Source organism: Paenibacillus sp. PvP094, assembly GCF_040546835.1.
GTDB lineage: Bacteria > Bacillota > Bacilli > Paenibacillales > Paenibacillaceae > Paenibacillus > Paenibacillus illinoisensis.
Map to the genome: position 1 here is coordinate 5,354,829 of NZ_JBEPOM010000001.1, position 18,181 is coordinate 5,373,009.

General features: G+C 46.6%; 20 protein-coding genes. 5 read left to right on the top strand and 15 right to left on the bottom strand.

The annotated features are described in order from the left end of the window. Positions 1–38: 38 nt before the first annotated feature. Together ABIC22_RS24345 and ABIC22_RS24350 are read left to right on the top strand one after the other, a co-directional pair. The gene (locus ABIC22_RS24345) at positions 39–767 is read left to right on the top strand and encodes a DUF421 domain-containing protein (RefSeq protein ID WP_127540090.1); all 729 of its coding nucleotides are present in this window, start codon (positions 39–41) and stop codon (positions 765–767) included. A 32-nt stretch (positions 768–799) separates the two neighbouring features. Continuing rightward, a complete protein-coding gene (locus ABIC22_RS24350; protein ID WP_127540092.1) occupies positions 800–1,171 on the top strand; it encodes a DUF4363 family protein in 372 nt (123 codons plus the stop codon). A 73-nt stretch (positions 1,172–1,244) separates the two neighbouring features. Here ABIC22_RS24350 and ABIC22_RS24355 read toward each other — a convergent pair whose 3' ends face one another. The 7 genes from ABIC22_RS24355 to ABIC22_RS24385 all read right to left on the bottom strand — a co-directional run bounded on the left by ABIC22_RS24355 (position 1,245) and on the right by ABIC22_RS24385 (position 6,746). Continuing rightward, a complete protein-coding gene (locus ABIC22_RS24355; RefSeq protein WP_127540094.1) occupies positions 1,245–1,952 on the bottom strand; it encodes a M50 family metallopeptidase in 708 nt (235 codons plus the stop codon). Positions 1,953–1,998: 46 nt separating this feature from the next. Beyond that, positions 1,999–2,475 (bottom strand): hypothetical protein, encoded by a 477-nt coding sequence (locus tag ABIC22_RS24360; protein WP_354484429.1) that lies wholly within the window; start codon positions 2,473–2,475, stop codon positions 1,999–2,001. A 165-nt stretch (positions 2,476–2,640) separates the two neighbouring features. Further along, positions 2,641–3,744 (bottom strand): metal ABC transporter substrate-binding protein, encoded by a 1,104-nt coding sequence (locus tag ABIC22_RS24365; protein WP_354484431.1) that lies wholly within the window; start codon positions 3,742–3,744, stop codon positions 2,641–2,643. Then, positions 3,731–4,624: a metal ABC transporter permease gene (locus tag ABIC22_RS24370; protein WP_354484432.1), complete on the bottom strand. Its 894-nt coding sequence runs from the start codon at positions 4,622–4,624 to the stop codon at positions 3,731–3,733. Before ABIC22_RS24370 ends, ABIC22_RS24365 begins: the two co-directional genes overlap by 14 nt. Then, a complete protein-coding gene (locus ABIC22_RS24375; RefSeq protein ID WP_354484434.1) occupies positions 4,570–5,277 on the bottom strand; it encodes a metal ABC transporter ATP-binding protein in 708 nt (235 codons plus the stop codon). Before ABIC22_RS24375 ends, ABIC22_RS24370 begins: the two co-directional genes overlap by 55 nt. A gap of 49 nt (positions 5,278–5,326) precedes the next feature. Beyond that, positions 5,327–5,476: a 50S ribosomal protein L33 gene (gene rpmG / locus ABIC22_RS24380; protein ID WP_036613813.1), complete on the bottom strand. Its 150-nt coding sequence runs from the start codon at positions 5,474–5,476 to the stop codon at positions 5,327–5,329. Positions 5,477–5,546: 70 nt separating this feature from the next. Continuing rightward, positions 5,547–6,746, bottom strand: coding sequence for a GTP-binding protein (locus tag ABIC22_RS24385; RefSeq protein ID WP_354484437.1), 1,200 nt, complete (start codon positions 6,744–6,746; stop codon positions 5,547–5,549). A 247-nt stretch (positions 6,747–6,993) separates the two neighbouring features. Between ABIC22_RS24385 and ABIC22_RS24390 the strand changes: the two genes are divergently transcribed. Both ABIC22_RS24390 and ABIC22_RS24395 read left to right on the top strand, forming a co-directional pair. Then, complete coding sequence (locus tag ABIC22_RS24390; RefSeq protein ID WP_354484439.1) at positions 6,994–8,025, top strand: permease; 1,032 nt, start codon at positions 6,994–6,996, stop codon at positions 8,023–8,025. 42 nt (positions 8,026–8,067) lie between these two features. Beyond that, positions 8,068–9,051 carry a TIGR03943 family putative permease subunit gene (locus tag ABIC22_RS24395; RefSeq protein ID WP_354484440.1) on the top strand — a complete coding sequence of 328 codons (984 nt, stop codon included), beginning with the start codon at positions 8,068–8,070 and terminating at the stop codon, positions 9,049–9,051. Between the two features lie 145 nt (positions 9,052–9,196). On the opposite strand, the gene ABIC22_RS24400 is transcribed toward ABIC22_RS24395, so the two are convergent. From ABIC22_RS24400 to ABIC22_RS24425, 6 genes are all read right to left on the bottom strand, one after another. Continuing rightward, positions 9,197–10,498, bottom strand: a complete 1,302-nt coding sequence (locus ABIC22_RS24400; RefSeq protein WP_127540112.1) for a pyrimidine-nucleoside phosphorylase — start codon at positions 10,496–10,498, stop codon at positions 9,197–9,199. A gap of 309 nt (positions 10,499–10,807) precedes the next feature. Continuing rightward, on the bottom strand, positions 10,808–11,515 hold the full coding sequence (gene deoD, locus ABIC22_RS24405) for a purine-nucleoside phosphorylase (protein ID WP_354484442.1): 708 nt from the start codon (positions 11,513–11,515) through the stop codon (positions 10,808–10,810). Between the two features lie 132 nt (positions 11,516–11,647). After that, the gene (gene deoB, locus ABIC22_RS24410) at positions 11,648–12,826 is read right to left on the bottom strand and encodes a phosphopentomutase (protein ID WP_127540116.1); all 1,179 of its coding nucleotides are present in this window, start codon (positions 12,824–12,826) and stop codon (positions 11,648–11,650) included. Between the two features lie 29 nt (positions 12,827–12,855). After that, complete coding sequence (locus ABIC22_RS24415) at positions 12,856–14,046, bottom strand: NupC/NupG family nucleoside CNT transporter (RefSeq protein WP_154894304.1); 1,191 nt, start codon at positions 14,044–14,046, stop codon at positions 12,856–12,858. 185 nt (positions 14,047–14,231) lie between these two features. After that, a complete protein-coding gene (gene deoC, locus ABIC22_RS24420) occupies positions 14,232–14,882 on the bottom strand; it encodes a deoxyribose-phosphate aldolase (RefSeq protein ID WP_354486084.1) in 651 nt (216 codons plus the stop codon). A gap of 213 nt (positions 14,883–15,095) precedes the next feature. Beyond that, positions 15,096–16,034, bottom strand: coding sequence for a DNA-binding transcriptional repressor DeoR (locus ABIC22_RS24425; protein ID WP_127540230.1), 939 nt, complete (start codon positions 16,032–16,034; stop codon positions 15,096–15,098). 261 nt (positions 16,035–16,295) lie between these two features. Here ABIC22_RS24425 and ABIC22_RS24430 point away from each other — a divergent pair, with 261 nt between their 5' ends. Beyond that, a complete protein-coding gene (locus tag ABIC22_RS24430; protein ID WP_154894305.1) occupies positions 16,296–16,922 on the top strand; it encodes an FMN-dependent NADH-azoreductase in 627 nt (208 codons plus the stop codon). 91 nt (positions 16,923–17,013) lie between these two features. Here ABIC22_RS24430 and ABIC22_RS24435 read toward each other — a convergent pair whose 3' ends face one another. Then, positions 17,014–17,364 carry a hypothetical protein gene (locus tag ABIC22_RS24435; protein WP_354484444.1) on the bottom strand — a complete coding sequence of 117 codons (351 nt, stop codon included), beginning with the start codon at positions 17,362–17,364 and terminating at the stop codon, positions 17,014–17,016. 153 nt (positions 17,365–17,517) lie between these two features. Continuing rightward, positions 17,518–18,180, bottom strand: coding sequence for a class II aldolase/adducin family protein (locus ABIC22_RS24440; protein ID WP_127540124.1), 663 nt, complete (start codon positions 18,178–18,180; stop codon positions 17,518–17,520). Position 18,181: the final 1 nt, after the last annotated feature.

Consider the following 18,181-nt stretch of genomic DNA (forward strand, 5'->3'; position numbering starts at 1 on the left):
ATGTTGAAGTACGCCAAGTGTAGGAAGGTGATACATACATGATGGAAGAAACATGGGTTGTGGCTGTACGCTCCATAATTGCTTTTTTGACCCTGATCATCTATACAAGAGTGCTCGGCAAACAACAAATGGGTAACCTTACGTATTTCGATTATATTAACGGTATTACCATTGGTTCCATTGCGGGAACCTTCGCTACTGATTTGTCTTCCAAGGCTTGGATTCATTTCGTCGCGCTAACCATTTTTACAATCATTACGATTATCTTTCAGTACATAACACTTAAAAATCGAACGATCTCCAAGCTGATGGATTCTGATCCTACCGTTGTCATACAGAACGGTAAAATCCTTGAACAGAACCTGCATAAAATGCGAGTGAAATTCGATGAATTGACCATGATGCTGCGTCAAAAAGACGTATTTGACATCACGACACTGGATTACGCAATTCTTGAACCGGACGGCAGTCTCTCCGTCGTTTTGAAACCCGAGAATCAACCAGTTACAGCCAAGGACATGCATATGCATCCTCCAAAAAGCAAACTGATGACCGAGCTCATTATTGATGGTGTCTTGATCAAGCAAAATCTGAAAGAGAGAAACAAGGACATGAATTGGCTAACTGAACAGTTAAAAAAGAAAAACATTACGATCCAGGACATTGCTTTTGCGGCAATCTTGCCTAACGATAAATTGTATGTCGATCTTTTCGAAGACCAATTCTCAGAAAAAACGGATATGGGTGATTATAAGGGACCCTTCTAATTTTCTTTTACTATCTGCATGGAGGCGGTTGAATGAAAACACGTTTCTGGTTGCTGTATGTACTACCCATATTATTGCTTGTTCTGTTTGTAGCCATCATGGCCACAGGGTCATTTCTCAAAAAACCATTTGGTACACAGGATCGCTTGCTTGAATCCGTACAAACCTTGGAAAAGCAAGTGGAGAAAAAACAGTGGACTGAGGCCAAGTCTCAAATTGAATATGCATTGCAAGCCTGGGACCGTATCGTCAATCGTATTCAGTTTAGTGTGGAACGTGAGACCATTTACGACATTCTGGGTACCCTTGCACGAATTAGGGGAGGCGTTGCCGCTGAAGATGATCAGGCGATTATGGAGGAGATTTATTATTTCTACGTTCTATGGGAGAATCTCGGAGATTAGTGGTATGCAAAATAACAAATGATGCAGAAAGGCACCTCCTTTATCGCAAAAGGAAGTGCCTTTTTGAACGCATTTAGGCGTTTCGCGAACGTACACCACGTGAACGTTGACTGCGAGATGTACCTTCTTTGCGGAAAAACAGACTCAGCGCCCCCTTTGCACACCACAGCGCAAACAAGGCAAAGAGTGTACCCCAGAACAGGGCTGGCAGGAACGTCTGTTGAGCCAGATTTGCTGCATCCCCTGCCCGTGAAGGCTGTGTCCAGGACATGAAACCGACATACATGGCACTAACCACAGACTCTTCCAGGGTCAAGAAAGCAAGTAACAGATAGTAGTACTTCACGATTTTGGCGCCAAAGATCATAATCACGACATTCAGAGCAATGAAGCCTGTAAGCCATAACATGCCGAATTCTCCTCGTACATATAACAAAAGAGAAACCAGTGCTACAGCGGTCATGATACCCAGCCCCCACATATGCAGCCCTTTGCGGTATAGATAAAATAACAACCATGCAAAAAGGGAGGCCGTGATATATCCTGCCAATGACACCAGAATTGATCTGCCTGGTGTTAACATAGATGAGTATGTGACACCGCTGTGATCAGCGTATAATTCGATTCGTAATACTTTTCCGGATAACAGCAGGGTCATTAAAGCATGGCCGAATTCATGAATCATTGTGTCCAGATTCCGGAACAACGAAGAAAACGGAATAAAACGTGTTAGAAAAACTGAAGCCACCAAAAACAATATGGTTTTGAGCCATTTATTCAATTCCGTGTTCCCTCCCCATCACCGACTAAACATGCCCATCGTTATACTACGTATCAGCCCTCTTCTCGTTTCTCATGGAAAAGTGGGCTGCACAATATTCCATCCACCAGCAGAAGCTGCGATTATGCCCAATGAAGAAAGAAGACAAATCATAACGTCCCTTCTCGACCTCGAGCGTAACGAGCAGCCGATTTCGCATATGCTTCAGTGCATATTGGACGAATTGATCAGCGGTTTCACTTTGCACTAGTGTAACATAAGCATATAACGAATGGTCTACCGGTTCATCTAGCGGACTCACTCCGGCACATGAAAACTCGGTCGCAACGCCAGCTTGCTGAAGCAAGGATAAGGCTTCGTGCAGCTCCGCATCTATTTCTACACCGTTCCACAATACCGTTTTCTTCGCAGACACGGTATATTTATCGCGTTCCGTCCAGTGCAGCAGCTCCTGCTTGCGTCTTCTCCATAGATGAGGCGGCTGCTGACTTAGCAATACTTCCTGTTCTTCACTTGGACCCATAAGCTTCTCCTCCTACCCCATTGGTCCTCCGATAGCATCTTACACAACGAAAAGAGCACATCGCTGTGCTCTTTTCGTGGCAAAAGGCAAAGGAATGGCACGGCCATTCCTCAGCATGTTGTACCATTGTACCTTTTTCGATGACTGGTATCAAATGGGTTTTCATTATTCATTCAGAGTCAGTTTGAGGGCCTCCAGGTTCTGCTTCATTACACCAATGTAGTCCAGACCCGCAGCAATCTCCTCTTCAGTTAATCCTTCAATCGGATTCAATACTGCTGTTTTAGCACCCACTTCACTGGCGATGGTCTCGGATACTTTGGAAGATACCAGTGTTTCGAAGAAAATCGTTTTGACCTGATGTTCCTTGGCAAAATCGATTACAGATGCCATCTGTGCTGCAGATGGCTCTTGCTCGGGAGACAACCCGGCGATAGGTACTTGCTGCAGTCCATACTGCTGTGCAAGATAGCCGAACGCTGCATGCTGTGTAATGAAATCTTTCCGTTTGCTGTCGGTTACAGCCGCTTTAAATTCTTGATCAAGTGTCTCCAGCTTAGCGATGTAAGCATCCGCATTTTGCTTGAATTGTTCGGCATGTTCCGGTGCAGCTTGTGCCAGTCCAGCTTCGATGTTCCGCACTTCCTGAACAGCCAGAACAGGTGATAACCAAACGTGCGGATCAAGTCCGCCATGATCATGTGAATGCCCTTCTTCTTTGCCGGCATCATGTTCATGGTCATGCTCTTCTGTAGCAGCTTCTTCCCCATGCTCGTGATCATGCTCTTCTGTCGTTGCTTCATCTGCATGATCATGGTCGTGTTCATCTGCACTAGAGTCCCCATGATGATGGCCGTCTTCTACGCCTTCAAGCAGATCAATGCCTTGGCTTGCTTCAACTTGTACCAGCTTGTCATTACTCAGACTATCCTTTACTTGATCAATCCATGATTCCATGCCAGCACCATTATAGACGAGTACATCTGCTGTCTCGATGCTTGCAATATCCTGAGGTGTTGGCTCCCAGTCATGAGGCTCCATACCAGCAGGAACGAGTGTATGTACATCAGCCAAATCTCCTGCTACATTTTTGGTGAACTCATACATCGGATAAAAGCTAACCTGTACGTTCAATTTTTTCTCAGTTGCCGCAGGAGTACTTGTTGAAGCTGCATCCGAATCGGATGCGGGTTTGGTTTGTCCGCAACCTGCTACAATAAGTGTGAGACTGAAAAGCAGCCCCATTGCTGATTTTTTACTGAATTTCATGTGGTGTATTCTCCCTTGATTGTATTAATATCCTTGCGCGCTGCTGTTTTACTTCCTTGCGGTACCGTTTACGATTGTATAGTTGAATCAGCTTTTGTGCTGATATTCCAGTCAATAGAAAGGCCAGCAAAATGAGTGCGATCGTCCCGCCTGGTGGTGTATTCAAATGGTAAGATGTCGTTAATCCGCCAAAAATGCCGATTAACCCGGTAATGACGGCAATGACCAATGCAGCAGCGAAGCTGCGAGAGATTCGAAGTGCCAGCGCAGCTGGCAGCACAATCAATGCGGATACAAGCAGTACGCCAATGATCGGCATGGCCGAAGCAACCGTCAGACCTATCATTACGGCGAAGGCAAACGATAAACCTCTGACCTGAACGCCCCCAATAGAGGCTGTCTCTTCATCAAATGTCAAATTATATAACGGTCTCCGTAGTACAATGAAAAAAACTAACCCTATGACGCATACAGCTGCCATCATCCATAACTGAGCATTGCTGACTGCAACGATGGAACCGAACAGATAGGAACTGAAGGTCTTGGACAAATTTGTTTTCAGACTCATAAGCACCACAGCCAGTGCCAGGCCTGAGGTCATGATAATCGCCACTGGCACTTCACTATATGTACGATAGCTTCTCCGCAGTTGTTCGACCAGTAACGCACCAATGACAGCAATTGCAAATCCGCAGATTACCGGGTTGAGATTCATGACCGAACCAAGGGCCACTCCCGCCAGAGAAACATGGGACAGCGTATCGGCCATCAGCACCTGCCTCCGAAGCATCAGGTAGACCCCAAGAATCGGAGCAATAATGCCAATCAGTCCGCCTGCCCAAAAGGCTCGCTGCATGAATTCGTACTCAAACACTGCCATTCCTCACTTTCTTGACGCTCCATGGTGATCGTCCGGTCCAATCGGTTGGCCATCTCTTCGAGGCCATGAGTCACCATAATAATGGTCAATCCATGGACATCTGCATAGTGTCGCATCAGATCATAGAAGCCTTCCCGGCTGCGGCGGTCCATGCCAGTTGTCGGCTCATCCAGAACTAGAACTTGGGGCTGTCCTGCCAGAGCTCTGGAGATGCAGATGCGCTGCTTCTGTCCACCCGACAGTTCGCCTACCCGTGTATTGCGATATTCCCACATGCCGACTTCCCGAAGACTGCGTTCGACTACGGCTTCCTGTTCGGGTGAGAATTTTCGGAATAGACCAAGCTTGCGATAACATCCCGATCGCACCAGTTCAATGACTGTACTGGGAAACCCACTGTTGAATGATGCCACCTGCTGGGGCACATATCCGATCTCCAGTTTGTTGCCATTGTTGTTCTGAATATTCATATGTACCGTGCCGCTCCAGGGCTGTAACAGCCCCAGCAGCAATTTCAGCATGGTTGTCTTCGCCGAACCATTAGGTCCGGTAACGCCTACAAACTCGCCCACATGAATATCCAGCGATAATTGATCAATGACGGGCTCTTTGCCATATCCAAAAACCACGTCGCGCATGGAAGATAGAATCATGGTAGGTCCTCTTTTCGTAAGTATTACGATTTAAAAACGACAAAAAAATTTATCTCGTTTCCCGGTGTATCGTCATTTTCTTCAATCGTGGTGAATATTTTTTCATTTCAAGACGCTCCGGGTGGTTACGTTTGTTCTTCGTCGTGGTATAGTTGCGATCCCCGCACTCTGTACAAGCTAAAGTTACAATGACTCTCATGGTTGTGACCTCCTATTGTTTAATCGTAATCATTACTGTTTAATGATACTATCCTATCCTTTTTCTATTGTCAACCCCATGATGGAAAGGGATCTTTCAGTTCACGCCAGTTAAGCTGCATCTCTTCTTCGGTAAGCAAAGTATTGTCCAATGTTCGCTCAATCTCTGCCCTGTCCATATCAATTCCGATAAATACCAATTTCGTTACCCGGTCTCCCCATGTATCATCCCAATCCGGAATGGCTGGCAACGTATCTCCAAAATGCATCTGCCGTTCCTCTTCGCTCATCGCACCCACCCATAAGCCAGCTGGTCCAAGTTGCTTGGAGGTGCCTGCGTGACTGAAGGAAATAGCCATATGGTTCCGTGTAGCCAGCCACATCAACCCCTTGGATCTGACAATACTCTCCGGCCACTTGGCAATCCAGCTCAGCAATCGTTCCGGATGAAACGGACGTTTCCGATGGTATACAAACGAGTGAATGCCATACTCTTCCGTTTCCGGGGTGTGCTCCTCCTTCATCAATTCGCGGATCCAGCCTGCAGACTGACTCGCTTTTTCAAAATCAAACCGTCCCGTGTTCAATATCTCCTTCGGATCAATCTGCCCGTGAGACGTTCGAATCAGCTTGGCTTCGGGTTGCATCGCATGCAGAGCCTTTTCCAGCTTGAGCAATTCCTCCTCAGAGACGAGATCACACTTGTTAAGAATCAGCACATCACAGAATTCAACCTGATCGGTCAATAGATGCACGATTCCCCGGACATCGCCCTCTCCTGCTTCCTGACCCCGATCCATTAATGTTTCTTTTGAATAAAAGTCCCGCCAGAACTGCGCCGCATCCACAACGGTTACCATGGTGTCGAGCCTAGTGAATTTCGTTAAATCAATTCCAAGTTCTTCATCGATATAGGTAAACGTCTGTGCAACGGGAATAGGCTCTCCAATACCCGTCGATTCAATCAGGATATAGTCAAAAGAACCATCCAGAGCGAGACGTTCCACTTCTTTCAGGAGATCTTCCCGAAGCGTGCAGCAGATACAGCCATTGGACATCTCCACAAGCTTCTCGTCAATACGTGATAATCCGCCTCCATCTCGAATTAACCCGGCATCAATGTTTACTTCACTCAGGTCGTTTACGATTACGGCGACTCTCATACCTTCCCGATTATGTATCACATGATTCAATAAGGTTGTTTTGCCTGCGCCCAGATATCCGCTTAATACGGTTACGGGTACCCGGGGATTCTCTTGTATTTCAGACAAGTCTATTCCTCCACTCCAAGGTTCTTTAATAAAAAGGAAGAACCAATATGTTTTTTGGGTTGATTGTTAATCGTAAATATTACGATTAACAATCAACACTATACTTAACTTAACTTTCGCTTGTCAACTTCTCGATTCAATACCAATGAATAAATCGTAAAATTTATGATTAAAAGACCAAACTGCGTATGTTGCTTAAGGTACAAGCATATAGATTACTAAAAGTCCGGTTGTGGAGGTCTGTTGTATGAAGCTTGCAGCCAATATGAAGCTCCTGTCCATCCTGGTTCCCTGCGCCTTTCTTGTTCCCGTGCTCATCACGATGTCCTCTGATCTGAAACAGGCGTGGAACAGCGAAGCTTTGCAAAATATAAAAACCGTATTCATCGGTATCTTCCTTGAAGCTGCCCCTTTTCTACTTATCGGTGTACTGCTCTCTTCACTCATGCAGTGGTTCGTGTCGGAAGAAATGGTACGCAAGCTTACACCAAAGAACCCTGTTGGTGGAGTATTAGTGGCTGGTTTACTCGGCATCATATTTCCCATCTGTGAATGTGGCATGATACCGGTTGTTCGCCGTTTGATGCATAAAGGCATGCCTGCATACATTGCAGTTACATTTATTCTTAGCGGCCCAGTAGTCAATCCGATCGTGTTTACCGCAACATTGCTCGCTTTTCCATCACATCCCGAAATCACGATTGCCCGCATGGGACTGGCCTTTTCCGTCGCGGCTTCAATTGGCTTGTTGGTATATTTGTTTGTACGGCAGAATCCTCTGCGCAAAGCTAAGGTTGCCGTGACAGAGGTCAAGACTCACTCCGCATTTAAAATGGCACACCCACCTAAGCACGAAGACCACGACCATAACCATGAGAAAAACTGGCGCAGCTTCTTTATCCATGCCGGAGATGAATTTGTCGATATGAGCAAGTATTTGGTCATTGGTGCATTGATTACAGCCTGCATACAGACGTTTATTAGTCGAAATGACTTGATTGCGCTGGGGAACGGACCGGTTGCCTCCTATGTATTTATGATGGGATTTGCTTATGTATTGTCTCTTTGTTCGACTTCCGATGCATTTGTGGCTTCTGCATTCTCGCATACCTTCGCTCTCGGTCCACTCGTTTCATTTCTTGTTCTGGGCCCTATGCTCGATTTCAAAAGCACACTGATGCTGCTGTCCACTTTCCGCACAAGGTTTGTCATTGGGTTAAGCATAGCCATTATTGTTCTCGTCTTCGCTGGATCTTGGCTGATTAACCTTCTGGTGTAGCGAATATGTTCATTTCATTGAGAATTGAAAAGAGGTGATTAGATGATTCAGCCTGCATCCTTTCACGCCTATAGTCACAATCCAAGGAGGCACTCCATCCAGTGGCATTCATTAATCCGTGCGGTATGGATTGGTGGTCTTGCTGTATACATCTTCCATTTGAAGGAGATTGATTCTTTACATTATTATCTGGCACCTACGATGCAGCGTTTGCTGTTATGCTGTCCCATACCACTCATGTTCATCGCGGTCATTATGGCTTGGCATGGACTGTTCGGTCATGGCCAGGTCCATTGCGATTGTGAACATCCACCTCCGTCTGGAGAGCTTCGAAGCTTGGTGACCTACGGCTTAATCCTGTTTCCACTGCTGCTCGGCTTTTTGCTGCCGGATCAGGCACTCGGCAGTTCCATGGCCAGTCAGAAAGGCATGTCGCTGTCTTACGCTCCTCCGGAAATTCGGCGTAAAGAACCTGCACCAGAAGAAGCTGCCAGCCTGAATATTCAAGATTTTGCCCAGAACCAATCATCTGCTGCATCTGGGTCAGCGAGTAAAGTCCAATTCATACCTCCTGATGAATACAGCCGTGAATTTGCTAAGCTAGCGGAAAGATTGTATGCAGAACCAGTTATCAAAGTCTATCCTGAGATTTTCTCGGAAACGCTTGGAACGATTGACATGTTTCAACGACAATTTGCAGGCAAGCCGATCTCCCTTACGGGCTTTGTCTATCGGGATGAAAGTATGGATCATGAATCACACTTTGCACTTGGGCGGTTCCTCGTCATGTGCTGTCCAGCAGATGCAGCGCCATTTGGCGTAATGATCCACATCCCTGAAGCCGATAGCTTCCCTACCGACAGCTGGGTACAGATTGATGGCAGCATCGGTTCTGCGCAGGTGAATGGCAAAGATACCATTGAGATCCGGGCAGCGAAAATTACTGCTGTTTCCGAGCCATCCACGCCTTATATTTATACCAATGCAGATTCCGTAATGGCTTATGATAAACTCAAAGGCAAATGAAAGGAAAGGTCTGGTATAAACCTAAGTTAAGGCCCAGACCGAGTCTCAGATTCATTGAACGAGAAAAAACCCGAAGCCATGAATCCACGGCTTCGGGTTTTGCAATTCAAGTCCAAGATATATTGTACTCGGGGGCTCTGATTGATTATTCTGTAACAATATCATGAACGAGCACAGGGGCATCGGCGTGATCAGCGATGGTAATGTTCTCTTTGATCTTCGCGATCACGTCTGCCACATCCTCACGATTGGCATGGATCGTTACCAGCGATTCACCAGCTTTGACCTTGTCGCCAACTTTTTTGTTCAGCATCAAGCCTACAGCAAGATCAATCTCGGATTCTTTGGTAGCACGACCTGCACCAAGCAGCATCGCAGCGGTTCCGATCTCATCCGCAACGATTCCAGCGACATAACCGTCCTGATCAGCTTCAACTTCGATCAGATATTTCGCCTGTGGCAAACGATCCGGATGGTCGACGACAGACGCATCGCCACCTTGGTTGGCCAGGAAATGCTTGAATTTCTCCAGTGCCTTCCCGTTCTGGATCACTTCTTTCAATTTCTCTTCCGCTTGTTCCAAGGAGTCTGCTTTGCCAGCAAGGAACACCATTTGACGTCCGAGTGCAAGACACAGTTCTTCCAGATCTTTCGGTCCTTTGCCCTGCAGCGTCAGAATCGCTTCTTTCACTTCAAGCGCGTTACCGATCGCAAAGCCCAGTGGTTGAGACATGTCGGAGATGACAGCCATCGTTTTACGCCCTACATTGTTACCGATGCTGACCATGGCATGTGCCAGTTCTTTTGCATCTTCCGTCGTTTTCATAAATGCACCCGCACCCGTTTTTACATCCAGTACGATGGCATCAGCACCTGCAGCAATTTTCTTGCTCATGATGGAGCTGGCGATGAGCGGAATGGAGTTAACTGTTGCTGTTACGTCACGGAGTGCATAGAGCTTCTTGTCAGCTGGGGTAAGGTTACCACTCTGACCGATAACTGCTACCTTATGTTCATTTACGAGTCTAATAAATTCTTCCTTTTCCAGCTCAACGTGGAAACCGGCAACGGACTCCAGTTTGTCTGTCGTTCCGCCGGTATGACCCAGGCCGCGTCCGGACATTTTCGCTACAGGAACATCCAGTGCGGCAACGAGCGGTGCCAGTACCAATGTCGTTGTATCACCGACGCCTCCGGTGGAGTGCTTGTCTACTTTGATGCCTTCAATGGCGGATAGATCGATTGTTTCCCCTGAATTAACCATCGACATCGTTAGATCCGCACGTTCCTTGTCCGTCATATCCTTGAAGAAAACGGCCATCGCCCAAGCGCTGACTTGATAATCCGGAATTTCTCCTTGGGTATAACCTTGAACAACAAAATCAATTTCAGCTGTTGTCAGTTCTTTTCCGTCACGTTTTTTGGCAATAATGTCTACCATTCTCATGATGATCTCTCCTTTGTTGTGGTGAGTGTTTACACGGTCACTCCGATGGCAGAACAACCTTCCGACCGCTGTTATCCCCGGATTTCTTGATTCCCTCCTTCAAAGGGGGAAATCCGGTGATAAAGGCGGACGCTTCGCTTCTTCAGGTTTATTCTGCCCTCTCCGTTATCGTGTAAATTTGTGTGTTATTGTGGTGGTGAAAAACTCGGAGACAAAGGCGAACGCTTCGCTTCTTCAGAATTGATTCCGGTGCCTCCACTACGTGCCTCACCAAAAGTTTCAATTCAAATCAATGGATATTAGCGTAATTTACAGCGTGATTGCTGTTTCCAGTGCAACGACCATCATGTCGTTGAATGTTTTTTGACGCTCATCGGCAGAGGTTTCTTCGCCGGTTAACAAGTGGTCGCTTACTGTCAGAATAGTCAATGCATTGACGCCAAACTTCGCTGCGATCGTGTACAGTGCTGTCGTTTCCATTTCCACGCCCAATACGCCGTGCTGCATCAATTTTTCGGTAACAGAGCGGTCGTCACGGTAGAACGAATCGGAACTGAATACGTTACCCACATGGATTTTCATGCCTTTTGCTGTCGCGCGGTCATACGCTTCTTTCAGCAAGGAGAACGTTGCGATTGGGGAGAAATCATACCCGCCAAACACAAGCTTGTTCATGCTGGAGTCTGTACAGGACGCTTGAGCTAAAACGACGTCACGAACACGCACGTGCTCCTGCATACCTCCACATGTTCCCACGCGAATGAGGTTTTTGACGCCATATTCGCTAATCAACTCATTGGCATAGATGGCGAACGATGGAATTCCCATGCCTGAACCCTGCACCGAAATGCGTTTTCCTTGATATGTACCCGTAAAGCCCAGCATTCCGCGAACTTCGTTATAACAAACGACATCTTCCAAATACGTATCCGCAATATATTTAGCGCGCAATGGATCTCCTGGCAAAAGGATCGTTTCTGCGATATCTCCGGGTTTGGCTCCAATATGTGTACTCATGGTTAAATCTCCTCCAGTTTATCCATTAATATAGTGATGCCAGGTCCCGGGCAGCCTAAGCTGCTCCGGTGAACCTGTCCAATTTATTTTAAAATCAAATACTGTACCTTGATTTCGGTAAACAACGGTAACCTATTTCAAATCTTTCAGGAAGCTTGTACCATACTCCGGCAATTGAACACCGAAGTTATCGGCTACCGTAGCACCAAGATCTGCAAATGTACTGCGCAGTTCAAGCTGCTTACCTTCAGTGAAGCGTGGGGAATACACAAGCAGTGGCACATACTCACGTGTATGATCCGTACCACGATACGTTGGGTCGTTACCGTGATCAGCTGTAATGATCAGCAGGTCATCGTTGGTCATTTTCCCAAAAATCTCTGGCAGACGCGCATCGTAATCCTCAAGTGCTTGAGCATATCCTTGTGGATCACGGCGATGACCGAACAATGCGTCGAAGTCTACCAGGTTCAGGAAGCTAAGCCCGGTGAATTCTTCATCCATCGTCTCGGACAATTTGTCCATGCCATCCATGTTGGACACTGTACGGACAGATTTGGTCACCCCTTCACCATCATAGATGTCTGCGATTTTACCAAGGGCAATGACATCAAATCCCCCGTCCTTAAGCTCATTCATCACCGTACGGCCGAATGGTTTGAGCGCATAGTCGTGACGATTCGCTGTACGTTTGAAGTTACCCACTTCCCCAACGAACGGACGAGCTATAATACGGCCCAGCATATATGGATCATCAAGCGTGATCTCCCGGCAGAATTCACAAATTTCGTACAGCTCTTTCAACGGCACCACATCTTCATGTGCTGCGATCTGAAGAACGGAATCCGCGGATGTATAGATAATCAGCGCTCCGGTTTTCACATGCTCTTCACCAAGCTCATCAATGATTTCCGTACCGCTGGCCGGTTTGTTTCCAATGACTTTGCGGCCTGTCTTCTCTTCGATTCGTTGAATCAGCTCATCCGGGAAGCCATTCTCAAATACGCGGAATGGCGTATCAATATAGAGGCCCATGATCTCCCAATGGCCTGTCATTGTGTCTTTGCCTCGGGACGCTTCCTGCATTTTGGTATAATACGCTTTGGGTGCATCCGAGACAGGAATGCCCTCAATTTCTTTAATGTTGGACAGTCCGAGACTTGCCATATTCGGCATGTTCAAACCTCCGCGTTCACGTGCAATGTGACCAAACGTATCCACATCGTAGTCATCGAATTCTGCCGCATCCGGTGCTTCACCGATACCTACAGAATCCATAACGATCAGATGTACTCTTTTGAATGTTGACATAACTTACGCACTCCTTCCAATTATCCGGCTTACAAGAACAGTCCGGCGATGATCGCAGACAGCACGCTGACAAGCGATGCACCGTAAAGCAGCTTCAGACCGAAGCGGGCCACCACATTGCCCTGTTTCTCATGAAGTCCCTTCACCGCACCGGCAATGATACCGATGGAGGAGAAGTTGGCGAACGATACGAGGAAGACCGACACGATGCCTGTCGTTCGGGCAGACAGTGCGGTTTGTTTGGTCAGATCCAGCATGGCGACGAATTCGTTCGACACCATTTTGGTTGCCATAATACTTCCCGCCTGAATCGCTTCTTTCCAGGGAACGCCCATAATAAACGCAAAGGGTGCAAACACATAACCAAGCAGTTCCTGGAACGAAATGCCGAGAACAGCACTAAATATGCCGTTAATGAGCGCAATCAGGGCAACGAAACCGATGAGCATTGCTGCAACAACGATCGCCACTTTGAAACCGTCCAGAATGTACTCACCCAGCATCTCGAAGAACGATTGTTTTTCCTCTTCCTGCACTTCCAATATATCTTCTTCCTCGGTTACCTTATACGGATTCACGATGGAAGCGATGATAAAACCGCCAAACAGGTTCAGCACAAGCGCTGTAACCACATATTTCGGATCAATCATGGACATATAGGCACCGACAATGGACATCGATACCGTGGACATGGCTGAGGCACATAGTGTGTACAGCCGATGCTTCGGCAGCAAACCGATTTGTTTTTTTACGGAGATGAACACTTCAGATTGCCCCAGAATGGCGGAAGCAACCGCGTTATATGATTCCAGTTTGCCCATTCCGTTGATTTTGCTTAATACCAGACCAATATATTTTATAACAAAAGGTAAGATTCGGATATACTGCAATATACCAATCAGGGCAGAGATGACGACAATCGGCATCAACACCGTCAGGAAAAACGGGCCACTCCCGCCTTCTGCTCCAACGTTTACTAAACCGCCGAAGACAAAGGTAATTCCTTCGTTTGCATAGTCCAAAAGGTTTTTAAATATCGTGGAAAATCCGCCAATCAGCCATGTTCCCACATTGGTGTTCAGCAAAGCATAAGCGAGGATGATCTGTAAAACAATCATGACGACCAGCGGCCGGTAGCGAATTTGCTTCTTGCCGTTACTTGCAATGTAAGCCAGTCCAAAAACAACAAGTAAACCAAGAATGGCAATCAGAAATTTCATTTGATCTCTCCTTTGAAGGTAGTTAAGCCAGATGTTGAATTCAGCTCAAAGGGCATATAGTAAAATCAAGCTTTCAGAAAAATTATGAAGCGCTTACAAACTGTTCATTTGATAGAGGTTGAGAACCTGTTCCCCATCATCGGTGTACATACCGGTTTCTGGAGAACAGATCAACGACCTGGTTATTAGTAAGAGGATGTAGATTGTCCGCCTTGCATGATTTTCACGCCGGAGCTTGCACCGATACGAGTTGCTCCTGCTTCAATCATTTTTTGCATATCTTCCAGGCTGCGTACACCGCCGGATGCTTTTACACCCATATCTGGTCCAACTGTGCGACGCATCAGGGCGATGTCTTCTGGCGTTGCCCCACCTGTAGAGAAACCTGTGGATGTTTTGACAAAATCGGCGCCTGCTCTAACTGCTGCTTGGCATGCACGTACTTTCTCTTCGTCTGTAAGCAGACACGTTTCAATGATGACTTTTACCAATGCTTTACCCGCAGCTGCTTCAACAACTGCACGAATATCCTGCTCCACATATTCATCTTTTCCATCTTTTAGAGCACTGATGTTGATAACCATGTCTACTTCTGTTGCACCTTTAGCGATTGCATCAGTCGTTTCGAACGCTTTGGTCTCGGAAGTGGAAGCTCCCAGAGGGAATCCGATTACTGTACAGATATCCACGCCACTGCCTTGAAGCTGCTCTGCAGCATAAGAAACCCATCCCGGATTCACGCATACGGAAGCAAATTGGTACTGTTTCGCTTCTTCCGTCAATTGGTTGATTTCGCTTTGCGTTGCGTCCGCACGAAGCAAGGTATGATCGATCATTTTGGCTAATTGAGCTGTAGTCAATTGAATCTCTCCCTTATCTGAACTGTTTATTTATAGCCTTACACTAACATGAACATATGTAAAAATCAATATGAACCTTTGTTCACTCTCGTTCACCCGCTATTGTGAGCGAAACAATGCTTATAGCTTCTGCCCTAAAAAAGCAAAACATCCACCATTCTTCCGTGGCAGATGTTGTCATCCTCAGATTTAGAATCGAAGCAGAGCCTGCGCCGTGTACTGGTCTGTTACCAGAATGTTAGCATAGTGCCCTTTGAGCGCAGCGTGGATGGCTTCAATTTTGCGTTGACCACCGGCAACAAGGATCGATTTCTCTTTGTTCCGTAATTCGGCCAGGTCAATCCCTACAGTTCTGCTGTTGATCTCTTCACTAATCAATTGACCCTCAGCATCAAAGAAACGTGAACAGATATCACCCGCACCCGAATTCATCAGCAATTGCTGTTCCTCTTCGTTGAAATAACCCAACTTGAACAGGAGGGCGTCCTCCTTCACCGTACCCACAGTGAAGATGGCGATGTTGGCCTGCCTGCCGAGCTCTACGATGCGTCCGATGTGTCGGTCAGCTTCCACCATTTTCTTGACTTCAATATTGTCAAAAATAACAGGCAGGGGCAAGTACCGCGGAACGGTATGGAACGCTTCCGCGAACAAATGCACGATCTCCGCTGCATACGTGTTGACGTGGGAATGACTTACGCCTCCCTTTAACTGAACGACTTCAACACCTTTAACCTGTTTGGCCCGAAGCTGTTTGGCCACTGCGTACATCGTTGTTCCCCATGTCACGCCAATAATATCTGCATCCTGTACGGTGTCCTGCAGATAGTCCGCAGCTCTTTTGCTGATATGCCTCTGTATCTCTACATCACTCTTCAATGGTGCAAAACAGACGAGTGCTGTATCCAGATTATATTTGGCTTTGAGTTCTCCGGCAATGATATCAATGTCCTCCAGCGGGTCCATAATTTCAATACGGACATAACCTCGGTCCTTGGCATACTGGAGCAACCTGGATACGGTTGGACGAGACACCCCCAGCCTAACGGCAATATCCTGCTGGCTGTAATCCGACTGATAATACAATTTGGCTGCTTCAATGCTTAATCGTTGTTTCTCCAGATCCATTCCCATTTGCAATCATCTCACTCATCCATGGTATCGTTTGCAATTCTTGTTCCATACTGATTCATATTTTAATTCACTGCTAGTCCAGTTTATTATACATCATGAAGTACCAGGTCACTATTCCTTCTGTAGCTAATGACATATGAGAAGATTTGTGAAATCCAAGCATAAAAAGAACTCTTGGGTGAATACTACAGCGGTCACTTTATCGTTTGAGGAATTATGAATTCACCAAAATACATGACTGAGAGGAAGTATTCTATGCCAACCCTACTGTATATTACTGCCCATCCACATGATCATGAGACCTCCTTCAGTATGGCCACTGGTCAAGCTTTTATAGATGCATACCGGGAAAGCAATCCATCGGATGAGGTTGTCCATCTCGATCTGTATCGCTCCAACATCCCGCATATTGATGCCGATGTGTTCAGTGGTTGGGGTAAACTCCAATCCGGCAGTGAACTCACTGCGGAAGAGCAATCCAAGGTAAGTCGTCTGAATGAGCTATCGGATCAGTTTGCATCAGCTGACAAGTATGTTTTTGTGACTCCGATGTGGAACTTCTCATTTCCTCCAATCATGAAGGCGTACATTGACTCCATATGTGTGGCTGGCAAAACGTTCCGCTATACAGAGCAAGGTCCGATCGGACTTTTGACGAATAAAAAGGCACTGCATATTCAGGCCCGTGGTGGCATTTATTCCGAAGGTCCTGCAGCTCAAACGGAATCCGGGCATCGATATCTGAGCATCATCATGTCATTCCTGGGTGTACCCAAGCTGGATGGGATCTTCATTGAAGGTCACAACCAATTCAGAGAACGGGCGGATCAGATAAAACAGGATGCAATTGAACAGGCTCGAACTGCAGCGAAGCAGTTTTAATCATGAAATAAAAAAAGTAAAGCCCGTTATGCTCCCCTATAAGTATAAGGGTGACATAGCGGGCTTTTATATAATAGAGAATGATATCTGATTATTGTTGACCGGCACTGGCACGGCTTATGGTTTCAAGTTTGCGGGTAATGGCATTACGGTCCACTTTCAACCCCCAGATCATTTCAACGATTTGCTCTTTCTCTTCAGTGGAATCCGCATGTTTGAGCTGCATTAAGAGATCATGCATCTGTTCATTAATCCCTTCAAACTGGGTCCAGAGATCCTGGCGTACTTCTTGAGAATCCAAGTGACGATTAGCGTCCACTTCTTCTTTAAGTGCTTGCAGAATGGAGTTCTTCCACTCATCGTCACCTAACTGTGTCGCTATGTTCAGGAGATCCAGATAATCGTCAACAAGAAGTGAGTTCAATTCAGCATGTGTTTTCATCGTTTATTGCATCCCCTTTTCGTCTATTTACCAAGTATTATACTCGGTTTTTCAGGATTTGCAATAGGTGTCGGAATAAGGTTCAGCTTTTTGCTGTTGATGTCGAATTATGACGAAATAGTTCGAATACACTCTATATGGATACTCTTGGTATTACGACTTGAGCTGTTGCAACAACTGGATACGATACGCTTCACTCTCCAGAGATTGGATCTCCTTATATTGTTCAGCCGTAAGAACCCTTGGTTCTCCAGCTGCCTTGGCAATCATGTACACTTTCGCACTTTCCTCCACCACTTGAGTTCGATAATAGGCTTCTCGCAAATTTTTTCCTGTCGTGACCAGTCCATGATTGACAAGAATGAGGGCCGAATGGGAGTCCACCTTAGCAGCGACTGCATCGGCCAGCAGTTTGGTCGTGGGTAGAACGTAAGGAATGAAACCGACGTCCCCTACAAGTGCAGACTGGTCCGGAAAAAGGTGAGGCAGTTCATCGTACACGAGGCTCAGAGCGATCGTATATGCAGGATGCGTATGAACAATCGCTTGAATATCGGGATTCACGCGATAGCTGTACAGATGCATTAACACTTCTGAGGAAGGACGTGTTGATCCCGCCCGGGTCTCACCTGTCCCGATATCAACCGCAATCCACTCCTCCGGTTCAATATCCTCAAGTGCATAACCACTCGGAGAGAGCAGCATCGTCCCTTCCGAACGGGCACTCAGATTGCCTCCAGGCCCAACCACGAGACCCTGCGCTACCGATCTGCGGGCATATTTGGTCAGTTCTTCTCTTACCAGCTGTTCAGTCATG